At 47.9% G+C, this 25,115-nt stretch carries 30 protein-coding genes; 27 read left to right on the forward strand and 3 right to left on the reverse strand.

What is annotated here, in order from left to right; all coding sequences use genetic code 11:
- The first annotated feature begins 11 nt into the window (after positions 1 to 11).
- The 15 genes from GS399_RS05400 (at position 12) to GS399_RS05470 (ending at position 11,603) form a co-directional block, all read left to right on the forward strand.
- Positions 12 to 950, forward strand: coding sequence for a phage tail protein (locus GS399_RS05400; RefSeq protein ID WP_160843578.1), 939 nt, complete (start codon positions 12 to 14; stop codon positions 948 to 950).
- A gap of 1 nt (position 951) precedes the next feature.
- Positions 952 to 1,452: a hypothetical protein gene (locus GS399_RS05405; RefSeq protein WP_160843579.1), complete on the forward strand. Its 501-nt coding sequence runs from the start codon at positions 952 to 954 to the stop codon at positions 1,450 to 1,452.
- A gap of 2 nt (positions 1,453 to 1,454) precedes the next feature.
- Positions 1,455 to 2,069, forward strand: coding sequence for a toxin-antitoxin system YwqK family antitoxin (locus GS399_RS05410; RefSeq protein WP_160843580.1), 615 nt, complete (start codon positions 1,455 to 1,457; stop codon positions 2,067 to 2,069).
- A 112-nt stretch (positions 2,070 to 2,181) separates the two neighbouring features.
- On the forward strand, positions 2,182 to 3,066 hold the full coding sequence (locus GS399_RS05415; RefSeq protein WP_160843581.1) for a hypothetical protein: 885 nt from the start codon (positions 2,182 to 2,184) through the stop codon (positions 3,064 to 3,066).
- 162 nt (positions 3,067 to 3,228) lie between these two features.
- Positions 3,229 to 4,143, forward strand: coding sequence for a hypothetical protein (locus tag GS399_RS05420; RefSeq protein ID WP_160843582.1), 915 nt, complete (start codon positions 3,229 to 3,231; stop codon positions 4,141 to 4,143).
- A 188-nt stretch (positions 4,144 to 4,331) separates the two neighbouring features.
- The gene (locus tag GS399_RS05425) at positions 4,332 to 5,207 is read left to right on the forward strand and encodes a hypothetical protein (RefSeq protein ID WP_160843583.1); all 876 of its coding nucleotides are present in this window, start codon (positions 4,332 to 4,334) and stop codon (positions 5,205 to 5,207) included.
- Positions 5,208 to 5,257: 50 nt separating this feature from the next.
- Positions 5,258 to 6,175 (forward strand): hypothetical protein, encoded by a 918-nt coding sequence (locus tag GS399_RS05430; protein WP_160843584.1) that lies wholly within the window; start codon positions 5,258 to 5,260, stop codon positions 6,173 to 6,175.
- Between the two features lie 609 nt (positions 6,176 to 6,784).
- Positions 6,785 to 6,961 (forward strand): hypothetical protein, encoded by a 177-nt coding sequence (locus GS399_RS05435; RefSeq protein ID WP_160843585.1) that lies wholly within the window; start codon positions 6,785 to 6,787, stop codon positions 6,959 to 6,961.
- A 153-nt stretch (positions 6,962 to 7,114) separates the two neighbouring features.
- Positions 7,115 to 7,981: a hypothetical protein gene (locus GS399_RS05440; protein WP_160843586.1), complete on the forward strand. Its 867-nt coding sequence runs from the start codon at positions 7,115 to 7,117 to the stop codon at positions 7,979 to 7,981.
- Complete coding sequence (locus GS399_RS05445; RefSeq protein ID WP_160843587.1) at positions 7,978 to 8,946, forward strand: hypothetical protein; 969 nt, start codon at positions 7,978 to 7,980, stop codon at positions 8,944 to 8,946. Before GS399_RS05440 ends, GS399_RS05445 begins: the two co-directional genes overlap by 4 nt.
- 197 nt (positions 8,947 to 9,143) lie before the next feature.
- Positions 9,144 to 9,596, forward strand: a complete 453-nt coding sequence (locus tag GS399_RS05450; protein WP_160843588.1) for a hypothetical protein — start codon at positions 9,144 to 9,146, stop codon at positions 9,594 to 9,596.
- Positions 9,597 to 9,870: 274 nt separating this feature from the next.
- Complete coding sequence (locus GS399_RS05455; RefSeq protein ID WP_202409381.1) at positions 9,871 to 10,146, forward strand: serine aminopeptidase domain-containing protein; 276 nt, start codon at positions 9,871 to 9,873, stop codon at positions 10,144 to 10,146.
- Positions 10,147 to 10,212: 66 nt separating this feature from the next.
- Positions 10,213 to 10,437 (forward strand): 2TM domain-containing protein, encoded by a 225-nt coding sequence (locus tag GS399_RS05460; RefSeq protein WP_160843589.1) that lies wholly within the window; start codon positions 10,213 to 10,215, stop codon positions 10,435 to 10,437.
- Between the two features lie 43 nt (positions 10,438 to 10,480).
- Entirely contained in the window at positions 10,481 to 11,017 is a 537-nt protein-coding gene (locus GS399_RS21075) for a cupin domain-containing protein (protein ID WP_202409382.1), read from the forward strand.
- Positions 11,018 to 11,033: 16 nt separating this feature from the next.
- Positions 11,034 to 11,603, forward strand: coding sequence for a carboxymuconolactone decarboxylase family protein (locus GS399_RS05470; RefSeq protein WP_160843591.1), 570 nt, complete (start codon positions 11,034 to 11,036; stop codon positions 11,601 to 11,603).
- A 167-nt stretch (positions 11,604 to 11,770) separates the two neighbouring features.
- Here GS399_RS05470 and GS399_RS05475 read toward each other — a convergent pair whose 3' ends face one another.
- A complete protein-coding gene (locus tag GS399_RS05475) occupies positions 11,771 to 12,043 on the reverse strand; it encodes a YtxH domain-containing protein (protein ID WP_160843592.1) in 273 nt (90 codons plus the stop codon).
- Positions 12,044 to 12,080: 37 nt separating this feature from the next.
- Positions 12,081 to 12,254, reverse strand: a complete 174-nt coding sequence (locus tag GS399_RS05480) for a phosphatidate cytidylyltransferase (RefSeq protein WP_160843593.1) — start codon at positions 12,252 to 12,254, stop codon at positions 12,081 to 12,083.
- 135 nt (positions 12,255 to 12,389) lie between these two features.
- On the opposite strand from GS399_RS05480, the gene GS399_RS05485 reads away from it, so the two are divergent.
- Positions 12,390 to 12,566, forward strand: a complete 177-nt coding sequence (locus tag GS399_RS05485; protein WP_160843594.1) for a DUF3606 domain-containing protein — start codon at positions 12,390 to 12,392, stop codon at positions 12,564 to 12,566.
- Between the two features lie 6 nt (positions 12,567 to 12,572).
- On the forward strand, positions 12,573 to 15,320 hold the full coding sequence (gene ligD / locus GS399_RS05490; protein ID WP_160843595.1) for a DNA ligase D: 2,748 nt from the start codon (positions 12,573 to 12,575) through the stop codon (positions 15,318 to 15,320).
- A 157-nt stretch (positions 15,321 to 15,477) separates the two neighbouring features.
- On the opposite strand, the gene GS399_RS05495 is transcribed toward ligD, so the two are convergent.
- A complete protein-coding gene (locus GS399_RS05495) occupies positions 15,478 to 16,407 on the reverse strand; it encodes a hypothetical protein (RefSeq protein WP_160843596.1) in 930 nt (309 codons plus the stop codon).
- A 496-nt stretch (positions 16,408 to 16,903) separates the two neighbouring features.
- On the opposite strand from GS399_RS05495, the gene GS399_RS05500 reads away from it, so the two are divergent.
- The 10 genes from GS399_RS05500 to GS399_RS05545 all read left to right on the forward strand — a co-directional run bounded on the left by GS399_RS05500 (position 16,904) and on the right by GS399_RS05545 (position 25,111).
- A complete protein-coding gene (locus tag GS399_RS05500) occupies positions 16,904 to 17,440 on the forward strand; it encodes a hypothetical protein (protein WP_160843597.1) in 537 nt (178 codons plus the stop codon).
- 114 nt (positions 17,441 to 17,554) lie between these two features.
- Entirely contained in the window at positions 17,555 to 17,887 is a 333-nt protein-coding gene (locus GS399_RS05505; RefSeq protein ID WP_160843598.1) for a DUF4134 domain-containing protein, read from the forward strand.
- A 1-nt stretch (position 17,888) separates the two neighbouring features.
- Positions 17,889 to 18,242, forward strand: a complete 354-nt coding sequence (locus tag GS399_RS05510) for a DUF4133 domain-containing protein (RefSeq protein ID WP_160843599.1) — start codon at positions 17,889 to 17,891, stop codon at positions 18,240 to 18,242.
- A gap of 74 nt (positions 18,243 to 18,316) precedes the next feature.
- Positions 18,317 to 20,797 (forward strand): TraG family conjugative transposon ATPase, encoded by a 2,481-nt coding sequence (locus GS399_RS05515; protein WP_160843600.1) that lies wholly within the window; start codon positions 18,317 to 18,319, stop codon positions 20,795 to 20,797.
- 61 nt (positions 20,798 to 20,858) lie between these two features.
- Positions 20,859 to 21,569 carry a conjugal transfer protein TraI gene (locus GS399_RS05520; RefSeq protein WP_160843601.1) on the forward strand — a complete coding sequence of 237 codons (711 nt, stop codon included), beginning with the start codon at positions 20,859 to 20,861 and terminating at the stop codon, positions 21,567 to 21,569.
- On the forward strand, positions 21,553 to 22,242 hold the full coding sequence (locus GS399_RS05525; protein ID WP_160843602.1) for a hypothetical protein: 690 nt from the start codon (positions 21,553 to 21,555) through the stop codon (positions 22,240 to 22,242). Before GS399_RS05520 ends, GS399_RS05525 begins: the two co-directional genes overlap by 17 nt.
- Positions 22,243 to 22,287: 45 nt before the next feature.
- Positions 22,288 to 22,941, forward strand: a complete 654-nt coding sequence (locus GS399_RS05530; protein ID WP_237487871.1) for a TerB family tellurite resistance protein — start codon at positions 22,288 to 22,290, stop codon at positions 22,939 to 22,941.
- Positions 22,942 to 23,020: 79 nt separating this feature from the next.
- Positions 23,021 to 24,220: a conjugative transposon protein TraJ gene (traJ, locus tag GS399_RS05535; RefSeq protein ID WP_160843603.1), complete on the forward strand. Its 1,200-nt coding sequence runs from the start codon at positions 23,021 to 23,023 to the stop codon at positions 24,218 to 24,220.
- A gap of 52 nt (positions 24,221 to 24,272) precedes the next feature.
- Positions 24,273 to 24,887: a conjugative transposon protein TraK gene (gene traK, locus GS399_RS05540; RefSeq protein ID WP_160843604.1), complete on the forward strand. Its 615-nt coding sequence runs from the start codon at positions 24,273 to 24,275 to the stop codon at positions 24,885 to 24,887.
- A gap of 5 nt (positions 24,888 to 24,892) precedes the next feature.
- Complete coding sequence (locus tag GS399_RS05545) at positions 24,893 to 25,111, forward strand: hypothetical protein (RefSeq protein WP_160843605.1); 219 nt, start codon at positions 24,893 to 24,895, stop codon at positions 25,109 to 25,111.
- Positions 25,112 to 25,115: the final 4 nt, after the last annotated feature.

A 25,115-nucleotide genomic window follows, 5' to 3' on the forward strand; every position in this document is an offset into this window, starting at 1 on the left:
AACATATATATATGAAGAAGTTTGTTTGGATGATTTTTCTAAGTTTTTTGATGGTTTCGTGCAAGGAATTTATCGAACCGTCGATCTCGGGCAGGAAGGTTGGACTCCTGGCACCCGCTGATAGCACGGTTAGCGGAACATATAATCAAACGTTCTGGTGGAACCAGGTGGAGGATGCGCTCAATTACCGTTTACAGATCGTTGCACCGTCTTTTGATAAGGTAAGCCGCCTGGTGATGGATACGGTAGTTTCGTCGAACAAATTTTCTTTTACACTGGAACCAGGGATTTACCAGTGGCGTGTCAGGGCTGAAAACGGAAGCAGTAAAACGGGCTATAGCGCGGCGTCGCTGACGGTGTTTTCTTCGGCGATCAGTAACCAGCAGGTGCAGCTGCGCAGCCCGCAGGACGGATTTCTTACTAATGCGGCTTCGCAGATATTTCAGTGGGATAAAATGTACGGGGCCAGCCGCTACCGGTTTCAATTGGATACCAATAATTTTAAAGATGAAAATAACCTGGTGGCCGATGAAAAGGTATCCGGTCCGGAGTCTTCGTTTTTGTTCACTAAAGATGGCCATTATCAATGGAGGGTACGGGCGGAATCGGATACGGCGCAATCCAAATGGTCGACGGTCTATAAAATTGGTTTTGATAATACCTCACCGCAGCTTGTTTCACTGTTAAATCCTGCAGACAAGGCTGTGGTCGGTAAGCCGGCGAAATTGTCGTGGGAGGTTATAGCAGATGCGAAATCTTATGAGCTGTATGTCTATAAGAGTGATTCAGTTAGCTTATACAGCGCAACTTTTCCTGTTATTCAATCCGGGACGTCTTATTCTTTTACAGAAGGTGCGTCCGGCGAGACGGTTTTTTGGAAGGTTCGCGCCGTGGATGCCGTTGGGAATAAAGGGGTGTTTAGCCCGTTGCGAAGTTTTAGTATTCAGTAAATTGAAAAAAAAGCAGTTGACTTATCTGTTGCTCCTGGCTGTTCTGGGAATATGGGGGATTATCATTTACCGGCTGATTTTCAGTGGGCAGGACGAGCTGTTACCAGTGCCTGGTGTTGGGCCAGGGGTGCAGGCGGCGTTTCTGTCGGATAAAGACTTTGTTTCGGATACCGCCAGGCTTTGGCTGAATTACCCGGATCCGTTTACAGGGGAAACCGGTGCAATAGCTGATAAGTCAGTCAGCACCGTTGTACCGGAAAAGCAAGTTATGCTTCAGGCACCTGTTGTACGTAAACCAGTGGTAAGCTGGCCTATGATGTCGTATAATGGTTTTGTAGTGCGACAGGCATCCCACCAGTTGATCGCGCTGTTGACAATCAGCGGGCAGGAAAAATTGTTGGCCGAAGGCGAGCGGTTTGCCGGAGTGGAGATCGTAAGGAACTTTAAAGACTCCCTCAAGGTACGTTATGCCGGGGAAACAAAATATGTTAAACTTAGATAAAGATGAAACGAGCTGTTTATTGCGTTTTGCTGGCTGTTTTCTGCGGGGACGCTTTGGCCCAGGACTTAAAAAATTTAGTGCCTCACAGGGTAACGGTCAATTATCCGGAACATGTGGTGACTGCTGAAGTTAATCCGGTGGAACACCGGGTTAAAACAGAGCTTGACCGTTTTTATTTCTGGTACGCAGGGAATTCGATCCAGCAAACGCAGGGCGGGTTTAGCGGCAAGCTGCTGAACGGGAAGTACGTGGATATATATTTGACCAAGAATTTGCGGGAAAGTGGCTTTTTTAAAGATGGGCTGAAATCAGGAAACTGGATGAACTGGTATGAGAACGGCAGGCTTAAGGACCTGGTGGGTTACGTTGGTGGATTGAAGGAAAAACGTTATTTCAGGTATGATACTGCAGGTATAATGGTGGAATCGGGTGTTTATAAGGCGGGAAAGCTGAATGGTAAGCAGGTGGTTTTTGAGGGTGGTAAACAAACAATCACAATGTACAAAGCTGGCAAGGCACAGCAGCCCAAGGTTAAAAAGAAGAATATAAGTTTATTCAACCGCCTGATGAAAAAGGCAGGCTCATACTTCAAAAAGAATAAAGCGCAAGGAGCTTAGGTTTTTATTAACGTCGGAATAAGTTTAAAGATTTTTGTCATTCAAATGGAGCCGCACTGTCAGTTAATGGCAGCGTGGCTTTTTATTTTTGACGGTATTAAATAGTTGTTTAATGAAGAAGCTTTTACTTTCTGTTCCATTTGTTTTTTTCTTGCTCCATTTTGCAGAGGCGCAGAATTCACCTTTATTGATCTGGGGAGCGGGTTTAGACGGCTCTATGTACCAGGCATCAGGTATTTATTCAACATCAGCTGGTTTGTTACTGGAGGCACCGTTATTAGCTGATAATTCTAAGACGCCTATCGAACTTAACTGGAGGGGAAGCGGCAGCTCGCCGTTTAAGATTTTACCTAATGGAAATATCGGTATGGGTACAAGTTCCCCTGCTGTCAAGCTGGATATGAAGGGGGATGGGGATGTTGTTTCCGTAAGAATTGCTCAAAATTCGGAAGTGCCCCATTTTGGATTGGAATTTGGTCAGAAGTCAAATCTGGATGACTTTATATCGGGCAGCGGACGGAATCTTCAGGTAACTTCCGGTTGGGGTAATACTTTGCTGTTAGGATCACCTGAGTTCAATCAGTATGGTGGAAAGGTGATAATTCCGGGCGGCAATGTTGGGATTGGAACTTTGAACCCTGATGCAAAGCTGGCGGTGAAAGGTACCTTGCATGCAAGTGAAGTAAAGGTAGATCTCTACGTGCCAGTTCCGGATTATGTGTTTAACGAGGACTATGACTTAAGGCCCCTGGCCAGCGTCAGATCCTATATCGATGCAAATAGGCATCTCCCAGAGATTCCTTCGGCTGCCGAAATCGAGAAGAACGGGATGAACGTCGGTGAAATGAATATGCTTTTGTTAAAAAAGGTGGAGGAACTTACGCTCTATGTACTGGAGTTGAAGAAAGAGAATGAAGATCAGAACAAGAAGATCCTACAACAGAATCAAAAGATCAAATTACTGGGAGATAGTATCGTAAAAAACAATATTAACTAAGTTGTTTAACTAACCATTAGACGAAATCCTCTTTCGGACTCCATTTCTAGTTTGTTGGTGCTAATAATTAGTGATCGCGCAAACTCAGTATCAAATGCTAAAGAAAAAAAGAAACTTGTTGAGTAAGTAGCAGAGCTTATGTATCAACTTAATATACCATAAATGAAGAAACTTTTGACAATCGGATGTCTGGTAATCCTGATTAATGTTCAAGCGACGGCGCAAAAGATTCAAGCGACGGTTGGCGCGGGTGCGCATCTTTTAAAAACGATTGATTGGTCCGTTTACGCAACTAACCCAATTTCAGTGGAAAACCTCGACGGCACCAATCGTCATTTTTATAGTGGCGCTGTAAGGCCTGCCAATCTAAACGCGATGAATGTACCAGGAATCGATCTGGATTTTCCTCAAAATACAGCGGTTTGGGTTTACGTTGTTAAGCCCCGCACGCTGGTTGTAAATGCTCCTAATGCCGTTGCCACGGTAACTTCCGGGCCTCACCTAATTAATACGATTGATTGGTCGCCGTTTTCAAATGTAAGATTGTTGGTTGAAGAAATGGATGGACGTAATCAGCATGTTTACCAAGCTACAGGCGTAAGGCCTTTTAATCCAAACGCATTAATGGTGGAAAGCCTCGATAATGACTTCGAACAGGGAACGCAGGTTAGGGTTTATAACTGCGATGAGGCGATAATAAGCCTGAATGGAAATTTTGGAATAGCAACCAATAATCCAACTGAAAAATTAGCCGTAAATGGAAAAATCAGGGCAAAAGAAATCAGAGTGGAAGCTTCTCCCTGGCCGGATTATATCTTCGGGGACAAGTACCCTCTTTCCTCATTAGCTGAAGTAGGGGAATATGTAAAGATGTATAAACACCTGCCGGAGATACCTTCTGCCAAACACGTTGAAGTAAACGGTATTAATGTGGGGGAGATGAATGCCTTACTATTGAAAAAAATCGAGGAGTTAACGCTCTACCTGATCGACATGAAAAAGCAGGTCGATAGTCAAAGAATCAGCATTAATCAGCAAGCTGAAAAGATCCGGCAATTGGAAGGCAACAATCCTTAGGTCCCGCAGAAAAGTTTTTCAATATTTCTCACAATGACGTTAAATGGCAGTGTGGGTTTTTATTTTCAGCCGGTTAAAAGCATAATTTGTCTAACAAGCCGGCTTAATGAGAACTTTTTCTTATCCGCAGGATCGGCAGTTACAGGCTTGTCTGCCGATATTAAAAATAGAAAACGCTAAACAATCACATGAAACGATTAATCACTTTTCTTTCTATCGGTCTTGGTTTACTGGCCGCCAGATCTACGCAGGCGCAGCCTTATACCTTCGATTCGAGCTTTTCTGTCTCGTTTCCGGATGGTGTAGCGAATCAGGTAGCTTACATCAACTTTCCTACTTATCATTATTGGGGCAACATCGAAGTTTCAATTACAGGCGGCTACAATTACCAAAACACAAAAGGGCTGGTCAGTAAACGCTATATGCTTATCAAGAATGCCGGAACTCCTGATTATTTTGATCAACAGACGGAAGTATTGGCTGCCTCGGGTAATATGGCCAATCAATGGGCGTTGGGCGATTTTGACGCCCAGAACTTTCGCATACCCATTTACCACCTAACCAATACAGGCAACCTGATTACCGTCAAAATAGCAGGTACGCTCATTTATGCCGAGGCTGTAGACGCCATAAAGCGGTCTTTGGCTGTTGCATCACCTGTCGTTGTTCCAAACCAGGCTACTCGTCAATATATGTCCATTCAGCAGGAAAGGGTAGGTATCGGAACGTTTTCACCGGATGCAAGGCTCACCGTCGCGGGAACCGTTCATGCTAAGGAGGTCCGGGTTGATCAGAATATACCGGTTCCCGATTATGTTTTTGAAGATAACTACATGCTGCCGGAGTTAAGTAGTATTAAAGACTACGTGCGGCAAAATCATCATTTGCCTGAGATTCCTTCTGCTGCGCAGATTGCTAAAGAAGGAATCACGGTCGGCGAAATGAATATGAAACTGCTTAAAAAAGTCGAAGAGCTAACCCTTTACCTGATCAGTCAGCAGGACGACATTAAAAGTCTTCGGGAAACTGTTAAATGCTTGGAAGATCAACTGTCCCGGAAATAAATAGGCTGCTGTAAATGGAGTAAATACTTAAGAACTTTTAGTTAAATACAATGAGAAAATTTTTTTTACTGTTCATTTGTTGCGCCGGCTTTATCGATTTATCTGCGCAAACGCTCACAGAATCAAAGGGTTACCAGGTTATTGATATCGGCAACAACAGCCAGGGTGATTATACCTATTCCCTGATCTTACTACATGAGATTTATAACGGTACGCTTCTGGATTTTAATAACGTTGTGGGTACATTAACCGCTTTCCGAGGTAACTCGGTGTCTTTTAACCGGATGAGTGTCGCGACAATTTCTAGCATGTCGGCTTATGGCGGTGTTTCGGCTACTCTCCAGTCCTCAACCACGGACAATCACTGGAAACTAAAGACCTGTATATATCAGGGTAAGAAATACATGGCGCTGGATGTACCTTACAGCCCTGCATTTCATGATTACGGCTATCAGTTTGCCGGCTGGGTAAATTCTACCGGTGAAAAATTAAAATGTGTCAATTACCGGGTTAATGGTCAACCGGTGAATCAGAGTATTCTGACAGACATCCAGGATTACAACCCCAATATGTCCCAGGTAAATAATGTCAGCCAGTTAAGCTTGCTGGGAAGGCTTAACCTGGGCACAGAATCTCCCTTTCAGGATTACTTGCTTAACGTGAAGGGAAAAATCCACGCGCAGGCAATCAAGGTTGAACTGGAAAATTTCCCGGACTATGTGTTCGACGATAACTACCCCCGGGTGAACCTTGTTGAACTCGAAGACTATATACGGAAAAATAAACACCTGCCGGAAATTCCTTCAGCGGCACAGGTTGAAAAAGATGGGATCGACTTGGGTAAGCTGAATATGGGTTTATTGAAGAAGATTGAGGAACTGACTCTGCTGCTGATCGAACAGAATAAGCGGCTCGATCAGCAGGACCAGGCAATTAAGGCTTTGTCGAAAAAAAATAAGATCGATTAATCTCCACTGCCACCTTGTTGCAGTGGAGGTGTAGAACTTGTCTTATAGCCCGTTCAAATAAAATTAAACGTTTTCTTTCTCTTACTTTTCTGCTCGCTTTCTTTCAGAATATAACGGGATGGAAAAGTGGGAATCAGTATCCTGGAGCCTGCAGCGAAACTCCATATCTATAGCGCGCGGGATCTTTCTACGACTACTAACCTGAAATATTTTACGCAGGTACCTGGGGAACTGTAGATTATGCAACAAATTACCAATCGTTTGATATTGCTTCTACAGAGGGCGGGAAGGTTTTACAGTGGGAGGATATGATGGCGTAGGCATGGGAACGGACCCACTGCATATAGTTCACCTGACCGCCTGTATGTTAGGGGTAATGTGGGTGTCGTTACTACCGATCCTAAGGGCTATAAGCTGGCAGTCGGCGGCTCTATGGTTGCTGAGTCGGTCAATGTGAAACTTCAGGGTAGCTGGCCGGATTATGTGGTTGAGAAAGCTTATCAAGCGCCTTTCATTGTTGGAAGTTGAAAATTATATTAGATCGAACCTGCATTTGCCGGACATTCCTTTGGAAAAGGAACTTAAAAAACAGGAATCGATATAGTGGAGATGAATGCAAAGCTGTTAAAGAAAATAGAGGAGTTGACACTGTATTTAATTGAAATGGAAAAGGATCTGGCAAGGCAGCAATCGCTGATCGAAGGGCAGGCTTGTGAAATTAAGAAGCTTAAAAAAAAAATGAAGGTCATATACCCGCGTAATTACAGTTGGGGAGATTCCTTTTAAATCTAGCTGTTTGTGCAAATATCGCTTGCTGAAACGCTAAATCGGGAGCTTGGCGAATGAATTGTTAGATGACGGCTAAGATAAAACGTAAAATAGTTGTCACTGTCATATCGTGACAGTATGCTATCGGATATTTACGTCAAAGTTCATCTTATGCATAAAATAACCCGTTTAATTATTTTTTTCCTGCTTGCAGGATTTCATTTGCAGGCATTTTCGCAGCAGTTTCCGCTCGGAAATACTATTCATTTAGCGGGATGGTATCGCTTAGGGACGCTTTCGTTAACACAGCAGGGCAATGATGCCCAGATTACCATTGTCGGAGGAAGTGGATATAATGCCACTAATGGGCAAAACGGGGAGTGCCAGATTCATTTTCGGACAAGCAATAATGAGTCAAATACAAATGGCTTCTTGGCCAGCGGGTATTTTTCCAGTACCGGGTCTTTGAAATTTATTGGCGCTGTCCGGGTAGTTCAACTAAATAACTCCACCTGGGACTTTTATGCGCTTCTGGCGACTTACACAGGGAATGGGGCCACCTTGTCACTATTGGCTGCCGGAGGTAACTGGACTCCTGGATTTATGATGGCTTCGCCGCCCGTGGGAGCAGTTTCTTCGGATCTCGATGAAAAACTGACTTATCAGAGCCCGGTTTTCTATTCATATCCGGTATCGATTGGCGTTGCTGACCCGAAAGGTTATAAGCTTGCCGTGGGAGGAGGTGTAGTTGCGGAATCGGTGAATGTTAAGCTCCAGGCAAATTGGCCAGATTATGTGTTTGACAGCGGTTACCAGCTCCCTGATTTGTCGGAGGTCGAGAATTTCATTTCTGTTAATAAGCATCTGCCGGATATTCCATCGGAAAATGAAATTAAGACATCTGGGATAGATGTGGCCGATATAAACACAAGGTTGTTAAAAAAAATAGAAGAGCTTACTTTATACCTCGTCGAGCAGCAAAAAGATATCAAGTCGCTTAGGCGGGAATTAGAGGTTTTAAAATCTAAAAGCAAATGAAGTGTAAGTTAGTCAGCGTAATAATCTTTGTTGCCGGAATATTCGGGTCGGTGAATGTATTTTGTCAATCATCCGGTTCTATACGTGTGGGTGGCGACGAAGATAAGTTTTACCCAGTAAGCTGGTTAGATGGAGGATTTTGGGGTGGAAATGAACCGACCCATTTAGCAATAGGACGCTCCGAAGTTCACAAGGATGGTACATGGCGTGGCTCGCTGATGGCTGACTTGGAGTTTCATACAAGCAGCTGGGGAAATGGTTCAGCTTATATCAATGCGCATGTGGTTCAAAATCGAAATAATTATGGTGGAACAGGTGCAACTCCTTTTATCGCCGGTTGGCAGGATGCAAGCGGCGGAAATGGTAGTTCAAGAATAATAATTTGGTTAAAAGGAGGTGGGACGACTTATTTTTATCATGGCAATTACGGGGTAGATCCGGTGGTTTATGATGGCATTCAAAATGCTTTGCCGCTGGCGGAAGCCGGCGGTCCTAGTCATACTTTTAAAACGTCTGTTGACACATATGTCAATTCGTACGGCACTACGCTGGCTACCAACGCATATTTTAACGGCAGCTCAAATTATTTTGCAGGAAAGGTTGGAATTGGAACAACTGTGCCGGATGCGGAGCTGGCCGTCAGCGGAACTGTTCATGCCCAGCAAGTAAAGGTCGACTTAAGGGTTCCCGGACCGGATTACGTTTTTGAACAGGGGTACCCCTTATTATCACTTGATTCTGTGAGCCGTTTTGTTTTACTAAATCATCATTTACCCGAAGTACCTTCAGCCACAGAAATGAAGGCAAATGGTATCGATCTTGCTGAGATGAATGCGTTGTTACTCAAAAAGATCGAAGAAGTAACGCTTTACTTAATTGAGTTAAGGAATGAAAACAGGGAACAAAAGGATTTAAATAAGCAATTGTGGGCGGAATTGGAGGCTTTTAAAAAGCGGAATAATTAACATTTTCCGAATTTGTTTACGACTAAGACCCTTTTAAACAAAATCGATCCTATAACTAGTACTAGTTTGGACGAAGTTATTTCTGAGCAGTAACATATTGTCAGAACCCCGCTGATTTTGCCTAGATTAAATAGAAGTGAACTTAGTTGTTAACTAAAATAATTGCTAATATATTTAGTAATTTGTATGTTTGCTTTATGGCATTTTCCTTAACTACTTGGGACAGAATAAAGATCTTTTCAAAATTCATCGGCCAGAAAGTATGGATCAGAAGTCTACACGGCTATTTATATGGAAAAGAGAGGGAACATCAGTTCGGAATATTGACGGGGGTTAAAACGGATGCGATACAGGTTAAAATCGATAATCATCGCTTATGGATACACCAGGACGACGGGTTCAGCCTTTACGAGGTTAAATTGTTACTAAAACCTTTATCCCAGCTGACGCCTGAAATTATGAAAACTGCCAATGAACTTCCGGTGGTCGTTTTTATTACGCAGTATTATACGAACCTGGGTTTTGACATGCCGGTATTTCTGGAGCCGCACAGTCCGTCAAATTGCAAGTATGTCCGGGAACTGGAAATGGCGGATTATCGTTCGGAGAAAGAGATCCTGGAAGCTGAAACGACGGCGGTTATAAGTTGAGTGACAACCGTGTAACCGCTCACGTCAACCAGCCGGAATCCCCTTGCACAACAGTTCATAAAGTTTGCTGATACTACATACTGTCAAGCCGGCGGCTTGCCTGCCACGAGATTACTGTCAACCTGTTCGCGGACGATTGCATGGTGACCCGAGTTAATAAGCTGGTAGCCGCTTACCTTAACCAGCTTGTAGCATTTATTGATTAGCTGGTCAAATGTTTACTGGTATTCCCAGCGCTTAGTTCGCCTGGCGAACAAGGACCCTTTACTGCGCAATGAAAAACAGCCGCTCAAAACCAACGCAGCAACTATTGCTTGCTGCTGATGACCTGAAGAAGGAAATGCCTGCGATACAACTGCCGCTTTTGATACTTCATGGTACGGCAGATAAAGCAGCTAAGCCGGAAGGAAGCCAATACTTCATGGAAAATGCTGGCTCGGCTGATAAGGAACTCAAATTATATGAAGGACATTATCACGACTTACTTAATGACAAGTACAACGGAATTATAATTAAGGACATCATACGCTGGTTAGATGAAAGAGTATGAATCCCCTTTAATGAGGCGTATTTTGCCGGTCTGACTTTTTAAATCAATACATCATAAATCGAAATCATGAAACAACAAATTAATTATGATCTGCCTGTGTCAGTTGATCCCAAAAAAGGTTTTAGGATCCACCTGCTTGTTTTCGTCATCGTTACTCCGATTATTTGGCTAGTCTGGTATTTAACAGGCAGCGCCTATCCCTGGCCGCTATGGTCAACGCCTGCTTGGGCTATCGGGATAGTCTTCCATTACCTCGGGGTATATGTTTTTAAGAAATCAAAAGTCTATTAAAAGTTGAAACATGGATCAGCAGCAAAAAAAATTCAGACGTATCGTGACGGGTCACGATGCAGATGGTAAAGCCATCATTATTTCCGATGCAGCCCCGGTACACGCACAACTTATCGGCGGGCCTGGCGGACCGACCTTCATTGAGGTGTGGCATACTTCAGAAACGCCGGCTTTCATTCAGCCACAACCTGTATTAACAGATGAAGACAAACTGATGTTGCCTCCGCCAAAGAACGGCACCCGTATAAGGGTGATTGAATTCCCGCCGGAGAGCGAAGCGATACGTCAACTTACCGGCGCTGATGCGGCGGCTAAATTCAAATCGATGGGGGACGAAAATGCTTCGGCATCCGTTGCCGGCGCACCGCATCCATTGATGCATCGGACAGAAACGCTTGACTACGGAATCGTTCTTGAAGGCGAAATGACACTGATTCTTGATCGCGAAGAAACAACGATCCGCACCGGGGATATCGTCATCCAAGCCGGCACGAATCATGCCTGGTCAAATCGTTCGGGTCACAACTGCCGTATGGCCTTTGTACTCATTGACGGACATTATACTAGCGGAATCGTTTAACAATCAAATAAAATTTATGCGTATTAAACCCTTACCGCCCGAAACGCTTAGCCCGGAGCTTCGCTATGTGCACGATGAGATTGCTAGTCTGATAACGAACAGTCAAAGAGAGGTGGGTATGGTCGACGATCAGGGTACCTTGCTGGGGCCTTTTCCTCCAATGTTACAATTTCCACAGTTTGGCGTACCAGCATTAACCTTTCTCCGGTCGCTGGACCAGCACGCAACACTCGACAAACGTGTACGGGAAGTGGCCATCCTGACGGTAGGCGGGGCGTATAGTTCACGTTTCGAACTATACGCGCACGAGATTATGGCAACGGCCTTTGGTATTCCTGCAGATATTATCGCAACACTCGCCGCCGGCGGAAGGCCTTACGGCTTAAACGAACAGGAGATCATCGCTCATGACATTGCTTATGCGTTGGTCTCTCACCGTTTAATCCCGAATTCGGGCTATCAACATGCGGTACATGTCCTTGGGTCCGACGGCGTAGCCGAGCTTATCTTTCTGATCAGTGGATATAGCCTTATCGCTACAATTTTAAATGGATTTGACGTGCCGGCGCCTGAGATTAACACCTGATAGCTGTTGTATCGGAAGCCAAAGGTTTATCCTCACGTCTTAGTTGTGGTTTCGTAAGTTTAAGGTTAGGCGAACATAACCGCCTATCGTCTTAAATTTTTGGTTGTTGATTCTTTTCTAAGGAAAACATATAAAGCCTAAACCGAGCTCACCGGAATTCTCACGCTTTATTTAAGCTCATCAATTATAGCACTGAGCTTGTTTTTCACTCCCGTGAGCACCGCTTTCAGAAGCCGGTTTTTTAATTGTTCAACGTGCTGCGTTTTGGGTAGCTTGTCTTTCAGGTTATCCCATTCATCACCAGCTCTGTCTGCAAGTTCATTGCGTGCGTTCTTTCCGCTGTCGGTGGTAAATAAAAAGGCGGCAACGGCGGCGAGAGTTACGCCAATCACAACGGGTGCCAGGAATGACTTTTCGTCTTTGATTTTATATTTATTCATGGTTATGTTTTTTTATACAATTTTCAAGTTACGCACGCTAGGAATTTCTTCCGCGGATAAGGGAGATCACCCAGATGATGATCGCAATAACGACGACAACGGCAAGGATCCCGACGAAGGCGCCGGCTTTAAATATTCCTTCAATAGCAGAGCAGCTGCTTAAGCTGATTGAAACCAGTAAAAAGAGAGTTGGAAGGACAGTTTTCTTCATCTGTATGAGTTTACGTAACAGTAACCACTGGCGGCTGGCGAATGTTTTAATCTCTTTTGCCGGAACTTAGCGCTGATTCCGGCAGTAAACCATTCATCCGCTTTCCTGTTATCTCTCCAATCAATCAATGAAAACATGGATGACAAAAAAACAGTAGGCAGCCCGGACAGGGACCGGGTGAATGTCAATGAAGATTACGAGGTTCAGTACTGGACAGAAAAGTTCGGCGTGAGCGCTGATGAATTAAAAGCGGCGGTTAAAGCTGCCGGTACTTCAGCTACAGCGGTAGAAGCTTACCTGAAGAAGAAATAACATCCGATGGCGCTCGAAAAATACGTCCAGAAGCGGGACTTCAGCAAAACGAAAGAACCCAAAGCGGGGCGAAGCAAGGATAAAAATCACCTGATGTTCGTGATACAGAAGCATGATGCCAGCAGGCTGCATTATGATTTCAGGCTGGAGATGGACGGCGTTCTGAAAAGCTGGGCGGTGCCGAAAGGCCCGTCAACCGATCCCAAGGCAAAGCGCCTGGCGATGATGGTGGAGGATCACCCGTTTGATTACCGGAATTTTGAAGGCATTATTCCCGAAGGTGAATATGGGGGCGGTACGGTGATCGTCTGGGACGAAGGTACGTACGAGCCAATTGAGCCGGTCAAAGGAAAAAAAGCGCAGGAAAAGCATTTGCTGGAACAGCTAAACGCTGGTTCGCTGAAAATTAAACTGCACGGGGAAAAACTGCATGGTGAATTCGCGCTGGTGAAAACGCATGGCATGGGCGAGAATGGCTGGCTGCTGATCAAACACAAGGATGAATATGCTTCAACAAAGGACATCACTAGGATCGACCGTTCGGTTTTATCTGGCAAGACGATCGCGGAGATGGAGAAATCGAGTGAAAAGGTATGGCAGTATGGGCATGAGGAGGATCTGAAAGAAGATAAACGAAAGTCGGAATCGATTGTAGCCACAGAACCCGAGGAGCAACTGGAAGAAGCGGTGGAAACGGCGGACAGTTCCGGACTGGATATTGCCGGGTTATTGAAAAGGGCATCCAGGTCCGGAATTCCGGAAAAAGTAAAGCCTATGAAGGCTACGCTGGTGGACGAGCCTTTCGATGATCCTGACTGGTTATACGAAGTGAAGTGGGACGGTTACCGGGCTATTGCTATTATTAACGAAGGAGAGGTGTCGCTTATCTCCAGGAATAATATACCCTTCGATAAATATTACCCGGTAAAAAAAGTACTCTCGGGCTGGAAAATGAACGCGGTGCTGGACGGGGAGATTTTGGTGCTGAATGATAAGGGGATCTCCGATTTCGGTGCTTTACAAAACTGGCGCAGCGAGGCGGATGGGCACCTGGTGTACTATGTTTTCGACATCCTGTGGTATGAGGGAAAAAACCTCATGGAACTGCCGCTCGTCCAGCGGCATGCGATACTGGAATCGGTATTGCCGGCAGGTGAAGACATTGTGCGGCAAAGTAAAGTGTTTCCGGCCAGTGGCATAGACTTTTTTGCGGCGGCTGAAAAAGCCGGGCTGGAGGGTATTATTGCTAAGAAAGCGGATAGCGTCTATACGTCAGATCTGAGATCGCGCGAGTGGCTGAAGATCAAAGTACAGCGCCGGCAGGAAGTAGTGATCGCGGGCTTTACAAAAAACCAGGGAACCGGGAAGCAGTTCAGCGCCCTGGTTCTGGGCGTGTATGATGGCAACACACTGAAATATGCAGGTAAAGTAGGTACCGGTTTTTCGGACGCTCTCCAAAAAGAGATGATGGCGCAGTTCAGGCCGCTTATTACGAATAAAAGCCCCTTCGATGTCGAGGTAGATGTTGATAAGCCTTCGCGGTTCCGGCCACAGCGCCTGGGAGCGAAACCGACCTGGCTGAAGCCGGAGCTGGTCTGCGAGGTGAATTATGCCGAAGTGACCAGCGAGGGGGTGTTCCGGCAGGCTTCCTTTAAAGGTATGCGGTCGGATAAAAAAGCCAAGGATGTGGTACTAGAAACTCCTGTTGATACGGAGAAGACAGTGGCCGAAGCAGATGCTGATCAGAAGGAAACGCCGGTTAAAAAGCCTGCAACAAAAAAGGCGGACCTGAAACTGGAACCGGTCAGGAATACGGAACGCAAAACGCTGCTTAATCCTACGGAAGATACGCAGGTTAAAAAGGTTTGTGGTCATTCCCTGAAGTTTAATCATGCGACCAAGCTTTACTGGCCGGAGGATAAAATTACCAAGGGTGAAATGCTGAACTATTATTACAAGGTCGGCGAATATATCATGCCTTACCTGAAAGACCGGCCGATGTCGCTGAACAGGTTTCCCGGGGGCATTCACGGGCAAAGTTTTTACCAGAAGAACGTGACAGATAAGGCGCCTGACTGGGCAAAGACGTTTGATCATGTGACGGATGAAGGTAAGGTGACCAAATACCTGGTCGGGACAGACGAAGCAAGTTTGCTGTGGATGAACTCACTGGGATGTATTGAAATAAATCCCTGGTTCAGTCGGGCGGAAACACCGGATAACCCGGATTACTGCGTGATCGACCTGGACCCGGATAAACATACGTATGACCAGGTGGTGGAGGCAGCGTGTATTACTAAGGATGTTCTTGACGCGATGGATGTTCCGTCTTACCCGAAAACTTCGGGTTCTACGGGCATGCATATTTATATACCGCTGGGAGCCCGTTACAGTTATCAGCAATCCCAACTGTTCGCCAATATTGTGGTGAAACTGGTGCATAAGCAAATCCCGGAATATACAAGCCTGGAGCGTAGCATCGCTGCGCGGAAAGGGAAGATGTACCTAGACTTTCTGCAAAACCGTCCCGGGGCAACTATTGCAGGGCCGTATTCATTACGCCCGAAGCCGGGGGCGACAGTTTCGATGCCGTTGAGCTGGGAGGAGGTGAAGCCGGGGCTGACGATTCAGCATTTTAACATTCATAACACGATGGACCGTTTAAAAGAAACGGGAGATCTTTTCAGAGGTGTTTTGGGAGATGGTATCGATCTTGAAAAAACGATTAAAAAGGCGCAAAGCATATTTAAGTAATTGTTGCAAGTTGTTCGTAAGCGGTATGACCATCAGTAAGGTTTGCTCACGCAATCCAAACGGGAGCGTGTTGGCTTGAATGCTGCCACAGTGATGCGTATACTTTCGCCCGCCAAACACACATTATTGTCAAAAGCCCTAAAAAGGGCTTTGGCGTTTAGAATCCAACGTTTACCGGCGTGCTCCAAGTATCATTCACAGCAACTGTGAAAGACGTATTGCTCTGCGGCATCAAATACCCAGTATAGATATATTCAGTATTTATCTTATAAAGCGTGTCTGTCGAGACGATGGCTTTATCTACAATCAAATTATTTGAAGCGTCATATAACGCCAATTTTATAAGGTAATAACGCTTATTCCCGTATATGTAAGTAGAAAATTGAACATTCGATTTTCCTTTGTCCTCATCTTTAATAGCAAATGGTACTCGTCGTTCATTTTCCACCCCAGGATAGGTATTTGCTCCATCACCAAGAAGATCAAATCCCAATCCTTCATCGGCAAATGTTATTACTGCTTTCACCGCATTCACGGGCAGTTCATCTTTTATTTTGACTCCAATTTTGCTTACTGCTCTAGTTAAGGTAAAATGTTGAGTCTCTGCTGAAGATGGAGTAAATTCTCCGATTGCTCTGTAAAATATATCTCCGCCGTACACAGTCCGAAAATTAAATGTGGGTATGATAAAGCTTGTGGCTCGGCCAGTAACCAGTGTCACTGCGTAATCGTCTTTATCCGAAGCAACGAACGTAATCTTAAATTTCCTGTCCGGCAACGAATCAGCAATAGTTCCAAAATTAGGATTATCTGCTGTTTGGGTTATTTCGTGGACTAGGGAATCATAGTGCGGTGAATACTCCTCCCATACAGAATATGTTAAATATTTAATTTGATCTCGTAGGCCACTTACTGTGTTTTGGTTTTTGGTAGTTCCTATGTGTTTTACTTCCACTCCGAACCCGTCGACCCTGAATGTCACAGGATACTTCTTCTGAGATAGAGGTCTTGTAAGAGACTGGTTCTTTTGGCAAGAATTTAGAATGAGTCCCGAAAGGCACAACATCCATAAATGTTTATTTTTCATGAAGAGTTTGATTTGCCGCCATTTCCTATATAGTACTTTGGGTTTATCTAAAGTAGTATTCGCGCTAAGAAATTAAGTGGCAGTTAAGTGGATTGGTCAAAAACCGTTAAAGTGTGAAAAAATTGCAAATTTCATTCAAGATGAAACTCGCAAAAGAGGATTAACTAACGATACTTTGACCTTGACTATATGGCTGGCAATTCAGCAGTACTGGGGCTATCCAACTATCATCGTTTATAAACTCTGTGCAAAAAGACTATACTGTGACAGCGCTGTATGGCTTCCATGTTCTCATTACTGATAATTGGGTTTTGGGGCAAAAAATTATTTCCGAAATGGCACTTGCCAGTTTCTTTATTTGCGTTCGTTAACCTCACGGTTGATGACAAAAAATTTCTTTGTGCTCCGCATGGTGCTTGTCAATTTCCTGTTTCCAGGTTTTGAACTTTTGCTTTGTAATCCCGCGGCAATGGGGCGGCGGGTTAAAGCTTGAGTTATGTTACGTGAGTTTAGCTGGCAGCAGTTCCTGGTTTCGGCTGTGGTTCTATCGCTGCTTTGGTATGGTGGTTTGATTGCTTTGTATTACCGCAGGGAACTGGCGGGTCTGCTGCGCAGCGGACGGTTTTTGCCGGACAGGCCGCCGCTGCGTTTGCCGGAACGGGAGAGAAGTGTTGCTTTAAAGAAAGAGGGATCTGCAGGAACGGCGGCGGTGCCTGAGGTGATGGGTAAGCCGAAATTGCCGGATGGGGTGAGCAGGGTGAGTGCTTCGGATCTTTGCTTTGTCTCGGAAGAAGAGCGGCGGGTGGATCAGCTGGGTTTGGTGGCGGATGTGCTGGAGGAGCTGAAGACTATTTTCCGTACGATTTCGGACAGGGACGGGACGAAGCGGGATTTTATTAAATCGGCCGGTGAACTGAGCGAGCGGTATCCGGGGCTGGCTTCTCACCCTGCGATTGCTCATATCAACGGGTATGTGGCGGCGCATGCGCCTTTTCAACTGAACGCGGAGGAACTGGAGAATTTGTGGAACTAGGGTAGACGATGCAGGCATGAATTACTGGTTTAGTCTTCCGTCCTTATTCTTTTTGTCCTTGTTCTTTATTCCTTAATCTGATTTATCTGATTTTTTAACATTAACGATTTTGTGATGAAAGCTTTTTATAGCGGCTTTAGAGGCCGCCGAGCCACTGCTTTGCTGTTTTTGTGCCTGTTAGTTTGTGTGTGTGGCCTGCCGGTTTTAGCCCAGGACGGGAATGCAGGGATCCGTGAAGCGACCAATAAAGTGAAGGGTTACTTCGATACGGGTACGGACCTGATGTATGCGATCGGCGCTGTGGTGGGGATTATCGGCGCGGTCAAGGTGTTTAATAAATGGAACGCGGGGGAACCCGATACCAATAAGGTGGCGGCGGCTTGGTTCGGCAGCTGTATTTTCCTGGTGGTAGTAGCGACGGTTCTGAAATCTTTTTTCGGTATTTAAGATGGCCTCGGTTTACAGGATCAATAAGGGCGTCGGCCGCCCGGTACTCTTCCAGGGTTTGAAGGGACAGTATATTGCCTGGTTTTGCGCGGGTCTGGTGGGGCTGCTGGTTTGCTTTGCGGTCCTGTATGTGATGGATGTGCGTTTGTGGCTGCTGCTGCCATTAGTATTCGGCCTGGGGCTTGGGATTTTCCGGCTGGTGTTTTACCTGAACGGGCGTTTTGGTGAACACGGGCTGGAAAAACTGATGGCTGCCAGGCGGATGCCCGCTAGCCTGCGCTTTTCCGGGCGGCGTTTATTTACTGGCCTGCGGTATGCGGGATTTGCGGACCGGAGAATGCTTGAGCGGTTATGACCGTTCGTTTCAGAGCGGCGATCGAAGACGGATCTTCATTGTACTAACTACTTTTTACTTACTACTCATTAGCGATGGATATTTCAAAGATTTTTCCGGTGTATAAGGTGGAGCAGGACTGTATGATTTCCGGGCAGGGAGATTTGACGGTGGGTTACGAGCTTGAGCTTCCTGAGATCTTTACGCTTTCGGAAAGCGAGTACGAGGCTTTTCATCAGGCCTGGGTGAGGGCGCTGAAGGTCTTGCCTGATCATTCGGTGTTTCATAAGCAGGACTGGTTTACTGGAGGGGCTTTCCAGGGGGATTTTGAAAGTACAGCGGCGGCCGGGACAGATTCAGGGGCTGCTTTTCTTTCCCATTCCAGTGAGCGGTTCTTTCACGAGCGCCCTTTCCTGGAGCATCGCTGTTATGTGTTTCTGACGCGGAAGCCTGCCGGGCGGCGGCTTTCTTCCTCGGGATACAGCAATGTGTTGCGGCGCTCGCTGGTGCCTGCTCCGGCACTTAACAGGGTATTTGCCGGGGAGTTCCTGGACCGGGCGGAGCAGTTCGTGCAAATAATGGAGGACAGTGGTTTTGTGCGGATGAAGCGGCTGGATGACGAGGGGCTGGCCGGTAATGCGGTTTCGGCGGGGGTACTGGAACGGTATTGTTTTCTGATCCCGCCGGGCCGGATGCCGGTAATTTCGGATGTGGGCTTGAAGGATGGTTTACGTGTGGGTGATAAGGAATGCCGCTTGTTTACGCTTTGCGAGCCGGACAGCCTGCCCGGGCTTTGCGGCAGCCGGGCGAATTACGATAAATACAGTTCCGACCGGGTGAAGTTTTCTGTCGGTTTTGCCAGCCCGCTGGGCGGGCTGCTGAACTGCGATCATATTTATAACCAGTACGTGTTCCTGGATGATCCGGCTGCGACGCTGAAACGGCTGGAAACAAGGAAGCTGCGTTTGCAGTCGCTTTCGGCTTATTCACGGGAGAATGCGGTGAGCCGCGAGGCGGTGAACGATTACCTGAATGAGGCGGTGGCGGGACAGCGGATGCCGGTGAAGGCGCACTTCAATGTGCTGTGCTGGTCGGAGGATCCGGCTAGGCTGCGGGAAGTAAAAAACCTGGTGTCTTCGGCCTGCTCGCAGCTTGACGCGGTGGCCAAGGTGGAAACGGACGGGCAGGCGCAGATCTGGTTCGCCGGGCTGCCCGGTAACGAGGCGGATTTTCCGATGAACGATACCTTCGATACGTTCGCTGAGCAGGCTTGCTGTTTTCTGAACCTGGAGTCATCGTACCGCAGTTCAGTTTCAGCTTTCGGTATTCGTCTGGGCGACCGTTTATCGGGTAAACCGGTGCTGGTGGATCTGTCGGACGAGCCCATGCGCCTGGGTTATACCACCAACCGCAATAAGTTTATCCTGGGACCGAGCGGCAGCGGTAAATCTTTTTTTACCAATCATATGGTGCGCTCTTATTACCAGCAGGGCAGTCATGTGCTGCTGGTGGATGTGGGTCACAGTTACCGGGGATTGTGCGAGCTGGCCGGAGGGTATTATTTTACGTACAGTGAGGCGGATCCGGTGAGATTTAATCCGTTTTACCTGGCTGAAGGGGATGTGCTGGATACGGAAAAGCGGGAAAGCATTAAGACGCTGCTGCTGGCTTTGTGGAAGAAGGATGACGAGTCGTTCCGCCGTTCGGAATATGTGGCCCTGTCGGCGGCGCTGACGCTGTATTATGAGTTTCTTTCCGGGCGCCCGGATATCTTTCCCTGCTTTAATACTTTCTACGAGTTCCTGATGGCGGAATACAGCCAGGTGCTGGCAGATGGCAAGGTAAAGGAGAAGGACTTCGATATCGGTAACTTTCTGTATGTGCTGAATCCCTTTTACCGCGGCGGGGAGTTCGATTACCTGCTCAACGCGCGGGAGAACCTTGACTTGCTGCATAAGCGGCTGATCGTTTTTGAACTGGACGCGATCAAGGATCACCCGATCCTGTTCCCGGCGGTGACGCTGATTATCATGGAGGTGTTTATCGCCAAGATGCGCAAGCTGCCGGGCGTTCGTAAGATGATCCTGATCGAGGAGTGCTGGAAGGCGATCGCCCGTGAAGGGATGGCCGAGTACATCCGATACTTGTTTAAAACGGTCCGCAAGTTTTTCGGGGAAGCGGTGGTGGTTACCCAGGAGGTGGAGGATGTTATCTCTTCACCGGTGGTTAAACAGGCGATTATCAGCAACTCTGACTGCAAGATCCTGCTGGATCAGCGAAAGTACCAGAATAAGTTCAGCCAGATCCAGGAATTGCTGGGGCTGACGGATAAGGAGAAGGCGCAGATCCTTTCCATGAACCGGGCGAACGATCCAGGGCGGCGCTATAAGGAGGTTTTTATCTCGCTGGGAGGGCAGTTGAGCAAGGTTTACCGGACGGAAGTCTCGGAGGAGGAATACCTGGCTTATACGACCGAGGAGAGCGAGAAGCTGCGGGTGGCTGAATATGCGGCCAGGTATGGCAGTATGGCTAGGGGCATTGCCGCGCTGGCTGCGGAGATGCGTTCTAAAACTTAGTTGTTTAGGTAGTTCGGCTTGCCCCGGGGTATGGGTTGACGGGCTTAGAAAATTGTGAGGTATGTTTTTAAAAGAGTTACGAAGGGTAATGAAAAAGTATATGGTGATCCTGCCGCTGAGCACGATGACGGTGTTTGTGGCGCTGCCAAAGGGCGCGAGCGCACAGCTGGCTATCGCAGAGGTGATCAAAGCGGGGGTAAAAAAGGTGATCAAGGCGGTGGACCTGAAGGTTCAGCGCCTGCAGAACGAGACGCTCTGGCTGCAGAATGCGCAGAAAGTGCTGGAAAACCAGCTGTCAAGGCTTAAGCTGGGGGAGATCGCGGACTGGACGGAGCGGCAGCGGGATTTATACGGGAAGTATTACCAGGAGCTGTGGAAGGTTAAATCGCTGATCACTTACTATAAACGGATCCGCGAGCTGACGGATAAGCAGCTGGCGATCGTTTCGGAATACCGGCGCGTTTGGGAGGTATTGCAGGCGGACGGGCATTTTTCGGCCTCCGAAGTGGAGACGATGGGAAAGGTGTATGCGGGAATGCTGGAGGAAAGCGTAAAGAACCTGGACCGTATCCTGGCTGTGGTGAATTCTTTTAAAACGCAGATGAGTGATGCTGCGCGGCTGGAAATGATCTCGTCTGCGGCAAATGCGATGGATGAGATTTATGCGGGGCTGCGCCGGTTTAACTCGCAGAATGCGCTGCTGAGTGTGCAGCGGGCCGGTTCGCTGGAGGAGGTTAAGCGTGTAAAAGAGTTGTATGGAATCGCGGAGTAAAAGTTCAGATGTGCCTGAACAGATAGTTGGCATGCTGAGAGTTATGCTTCTGGCTTTTCTTTTTGTGGGATTTTGCGGTGCAGTTCGCGCGCAGACATGGGCAGAGTTTTTTAACCAGAAGAAGACGCAGAAGCAGTACCTGGTCAGACAGCTGGCGGCGCTGGAAATGTATGCGGGTTATGCGCGTAAGGGTTACGAGCTGGTTAGTGGCGGACTGGAGACAATCAAGGGAATCACCCGCGGTGAGTTGGGCCTGCACGAAGTGTTCTTTGGTTCCCTGTCTGCGGTAAGCCCGCTAGTTTCGGGTGACAGCCGGGTAGCGGGTGTGCTGAGGATGCAGCTGCTGATCTCCGCGCGCCTGACTTCGCTGGGCAGCTTAGGGGCTTTGCCGGCGGCGTATGAAGTTTATGGCAGGAAGGTGAGGGCGGATTTGCTTAAAGGTTGTGCAGAAGATCTTGTTGAATTGGCCGATGTACTTTCTCAGGGACGCCTGCAGCTCTCCGACGAGGAACGATTAAGGCGCCTGCAAATGCTGTACGCTTCTGTGGAAGAGCGATATGGTTTTTGCAATAGGTTTGTGTCGGCTGTGCAGGTGCTGGCAAAGCAGCGCTCGCAGGAAAAGGCGGAGACCGAACATTTGCGGGCTTTATTCGGGCAGGGTCTGGAGGAGTAGGTTTTGTTGATGGGTTTAATTAGGATACAGGTTTTAAACAGGTGAATGATGAAGGGATTATGGAAGTGCCTGATCGTAGTTGCGTTGATTTTAAATGGCTTACTGTGGGGAGTTGGCAGGGCGAATGCCCAGTCGGCGGAAATTCAGCAATTGCTGCTGAACGTGGAAAAGCTGAGCCAGATGAAAAATATCCTGGAGGATATGAAAAAGGGTTACCAGGTAGTGTCCTCGGGCTATAATGCGGTTCGGGATATTTCGCAGGGCAATTTTTCGCTGCATGAGGTATTCCTGGACGGCCTGATGCTGGTGAGCCCGGAAGTGAAAAAATATCGCCGGGTGGCTGATATCGCCCGGTCGCAAAAAGCGATTGTGCAGGAGTACCAGGCGGCGATGAAAGCGTTCAGGCTTTCGGCGGTGTTCGGTTCCGGGGAACTGTCTTATTTGTCATCGGTATACAGGCAGCTTTTTGAGGGAAGCCTGCGAAACCTCGATGAGCTGGCGATGGTGATCACTTCTTCTTCGCTGCGCATGAGCGATCAGGAACGGCTTAGCGCTGTCGACCGGATCTATGCGGAGACCTTGGACAGGCTGACGTTTTTGAGGCGGTTTAACAGGCAGGTGGAGGAACTGCGCCTGCAGCGGATCGCTGCGAACGCTGAGAACTCAGGCTTACGGAATGTGTTGGGTTTGTCTAAGTGATTATTCTTAACTGTTAGTAGATCAATATTTTATTGCTAGCATAATCCGGGCGAATGATCGGCCGGTTAACAGGATTGTTATGAAAAGGAGTTGGTTTATTTTGATAATGCCGGTATTGCTGTTTTTGCCGGGAAGCCTGTTTGCCCAGGGCGGTGTTGCGGCGAGCCTTACGGGTATGCAGCCGGTACTTGACCGGGTGTACGGGGAAATGATCCCGCTATGCTCGCAGCTGATCGGGGTGGCGCGGGGGATTGCAGGATTCGGCGCGCTGTGGTATATCGCGGCAAGGGTATGGCGGCATTTGTCAGCGGCTGAACCGGTGGATTTTTATCCGCTGCTGCGGCCTTTTGCGCTGGGACTTGCCATCGTGTTTTTTCCAGGTGTTATCGCCCTGCTGAACGGGGCGCTGCAGCCGACGGTCAGCGCAACGGCGGCGATGGTGAGCGGGAGCAACCGTACGATCGCTGCGCTGCTGAAGAAGAAGGAGGAAGCGGTGAAAAACAGTCTGGATTACCAGTTATATGTGGGTGATGACGGCATGGGCGACAGCGATAAGTGGTATAAGTACCTGCACCCGGATGATCCGGGCCGCAAGGATGAGGGCATGCTGGACGGACTGGGAAACGACCTGCGTTTCTGGATGGAAAAGCAGTCGTATAATTTCCGGAACTCGATCAAGCAGTGGATGAGCCAGGTACTGGAAGTGCTCTATGCGGCAGCCGGTCTGTGCATCAATACGCTTCGGACGTTTTTCCTGGTGGTGCTTGCGATACTGGGGCCGCTGGTGCTGGGGTTTTCAGTGTACGACGGATTTCAGAATACGCTGACGGTCTGGCTGGCGCGTTATGTAAATATCTTTTTATGGCTGCCTATCGCCAATATCTTCGGCAGTATCCTGGGTAAGATACAGGAGAATATGCTGCGGCTGGATCTCTCGCAGATCAGCGAGCAGGGGGATACGTTTTTCAGCGCGACGGATACGGCTTACCTGATTTTTTTGGTAATGGGGATCGTGGGTTATTGCTCGGTGCCGAATGTGGCCAATTATGTGGTTCATGCCGGGGGCGGTAATTCGATCCTGGTGAAAATGACCGCGCTGGCTGCGGGTACCGCCTCGGCCGGGGTGGCCGGCGGTTCCGCAGCAGCGGGTATGGCAGCTGATGCGCTGGGTAATGCCGATCGTTTCATGGTTCAGGGGTTTCAGGGCCGGGCTGATGGCGACTATTTTCCGGACGGGGCGGCATCTGTCTATCAGCGGGAGCGTCTTAAGGGGGATTGACATCGCTTTAGCGGCGGGTGGTTTTTTTCAGGTCTTTTTAATTCTAAACGATATGTTTTCTCAGTTACGGAATATCGAGTCGGCTTTTAAGCTGGTTCGGGGATTTTGCGTGGTATTTATGTGTTGCTGCCTGCTCCTGTCCGGGTGGGTGTGCTGGAAGTCTTTTGAGGCGGTGCGTCTGGCGGAGGGAAAGGTGTATGTGCTTGCCGGCGGCGCGGCAATAGAAGCTTTGGCTTCCTCGCGCGGGGATAACCTGGCAGTGGAGGCGCGTGATCATGTGCGCCGGTTTCATGAGGCTTTCTTTTCTCTTGACCCGGACAATGAGGTCATCAGCCGGCATATCGCCTCAGCGCTGAACCTTGCTGATGTGACGGCTAAACGGGCCTATGACAATTTGCGGGAACAGGGCTTTTATGCGGGGCTGATAGCAGGAAATATTTCTGTGCGGATTTCGGTGGACAGCATTGCCCTGGACACGCTGGCGGTGCCGCTGTCCTTTACCTGCTTTGCGCGTGAAACCCTGGTGCGAAGCAGCTCCACGGTGCAGCGGCGACTGGTGACTTCCGGTTACCTCCGGCAGGTGAGCCGGAGCGACCAGAATCCGCACGGGTTTTTAATTGAACGCTGGCAGGTACTGGAAAATAGAGACTTACCTGCCGGCAGATGAAGCGGATGGACAGGTTAAATGGTAGCAGGAAAGATGGCAGGCTGGCTGTGTTTGCAGGTTGCTTTGTGCGCTGGATGGATGGTCTTTCCCGGCGGCTGGCAGGCTGGCTGAATGACCGGACGAGTAGCTGGCCGCCGGGACGCTGGAAGCTTGTACTTGGAGTGTTCCTGGTAAGCGGTGTGTGCTGGTGCCTGTATATGGTGTTTGGTGGATTTTTAAATTAATCGG

It is taken from the genome of Hufsiella arboris (assembly GCF_009834875.1).
Lineage (GTDB): Bacteria > Bacteroidota > Bacteroidia > Sphingobacteriales > Sphingobacteriaceae > Hufsiella_A > Hufsiella_A arboris.

Coding starts and splice junctions, on each gene's coding strand:
- GS399_RS05400 (WP_160843578.1), top strand. CDS start 12: ATGAAGAAGTTTGTTTGGATGATTTTTCTAAGTTTTTTGATGGTTTCG.
- GS399_RS05410 (WP_160843580.1), top strand. CDS start 1,455: ATGAAACGAGCTGTTTATTGCGTTTTGCTGGCTGTTTTCTGCGGGGAC.
- GS399_RS05415 (WP_160843581.1), top strand. CDS start 2,182: ATGAAGAAGCTTTTACTTTCTGTTCCATTTGTTTTTTTCTTGCTCCAT.
- GS399_RS05420 (WP_160843582.1), top strand. CDS start 3,229: ATGAAGAAACTTTTGACAATCGGATGTCTGGTAATCCTGATTAATGTT.
- GS399_RS05425 (WP_160843583.1), top strand. CDS start 4,332: ATGAAACGATTAATCACTTTTCTTTCTATCGGTCTTGGTTTACTGGCC.
- GS399_RS05430 (WP_160843584.1), top strand. CDS start 5,258: ATGAGAAAATTTTTTTTACTGTTCATTTGTTGCGCCGGCTTTATCGAT.
- GS399_RS05435 (WP_160843585.1), top strand. CDS start 6,785: ATGAATGCAAAGCTGTTAAAGAAAATAGAGGAGTTGACACTGTATTTA.
- GS399_RS05440 (WP_160843586.1), top strand. CDS start 7,115: ATGCATAAAATAACCCGTTTAATTATTTTTTTCCTGCTTGCAGGATTT.
- GS399_RS05445 (WP_160843587.1), top strand. CDS start 7,978: ATGAAGTGTAAGTTAGTCAGCGTAATAATCTTTGTTGCCGGAATATTC.
- GS399_RS05450 (WP_160843588.1), top strand. CDS start 9,144: ATGGCATTTTCCTTAACTACTTGGGACAGAATAAAGATCTTTTCAAAA.
- GS399_RS05455 (WP_202409381.1), top strand. CDS start 9,871: ATGAAAAACAGCCGCTCAAAACCAACGCAGCAACTATTGCTTGCTGCT.
- GS399_RS05460 (WP_160843589.1), top strand. CDS start 10,213: ATGAAACAACAAATTAATTATGATCTGCCTGTGTCAGTTGATCCCAAA.
- GS399_RS05470 (WP_160843591.1), top strand. CDS start 11,034: ATGCGTATTAAACCCTTACCGCCCGAAACGCTTAGCCCGGAGCTTCGC.
- GS399_RS05475 (WP_160843592.1), bottom strand. CDS start 12,043: ATGAATAAATATAAAATCAAAGACGAAAAGTCATTCCTGGCACCCGTT.
- GS399_RS05480 (WP_160843593.1), bottom strand. CDS start 12,254: ATGAAGAAAACTGTCCTTCCAACTCTCTTTTTACTGGTTTCAATCAGC.
- GS399_RS05485 (WP_160843594.1), top strand. CDS start 12,390: ATGGATGACAAAAAAACAGTAGGCAGCCCGGACAGGGACCGGGTGAAT.
- ligD (WP_160843595.1), top strand. CDS start 12,573: ATGGCGCTCGAAAAATACGTCCAGAAGCGGGACTTCAGCAAAACGAAA.
- GS399_RS05495 (WP_160843596.1), bottom strand. CDS start 16,407: ATGAAAAATAAACATTTATGGATGTTGTGCCTTTCGGGACTCATTCTA.
- GS399_RS05500 (WP_160843597.1), top strand. CDS start 16,904: ATGTTACGTGAGTTTAGCTGGCAGCAGTTCCTGGTTTCGGCTGTGGTT.
- GS399_RS05505 (WP_160843598.1), top strand. CDS start 17,555: ATGAAAGCTTTTTATAGCGGCTTTAGAGGCCGCCGAGCCACTGCTTTG.
- GS399_RS05510 (WP_160843599.1), top strand. CDS start 17,889: ATGGCCTCGGTTTACAGGATCAATAAGGGCGTCGGCCGCCCGGTACTC.
- GS399_RS05515 (WP_160843600.1), top strand. CDS start 18,317: ATGGATATTTCAAAGATTTTTCCGGTGTATAAGGTGGAGCAGGACTGT.
- GS399_RS05520 (WP_160843601.1), top strand. CDS start 20,859: ATGTTTTTAAAAGAGTTACGAAGGGTAATGAAAAAGTATATGGTGATC.
- GS399_RS05525 (WP_160843602.1), top strand. CDS start 21,553: ATGGAATCGCGGAGTAAAAGTTCAGATGTGCCTGAACAGATAGTTGGC.
- GS399_RS05530 (WP_237487871.1), top strand. CDS start 22,288: ATGATGAAGGGATTATGGAAGTGCCTGATCGTAGTTGCGTTGATTTTA.
- traJ (WP_160843603.1), top strand. CDS start 23,021: ATGAAAAGGAGTTGGTTTATTTTGATAATGCCGGTATTGCTGTTTTTG.
- traK (WP_160843604.1), top strand. CDS start 24,273: ATGTTTTCTCAGTTACGGAATATCGAGTCGGCTTTTAAGCTGGTTCGG.
- GS399_RS05545 (WP_160843605.1), top strand. CDS start 24,893: ATGGACAGGTTAAATGGTAGCAGGAAAGATGGCAGGCTGGCTGTGTTT.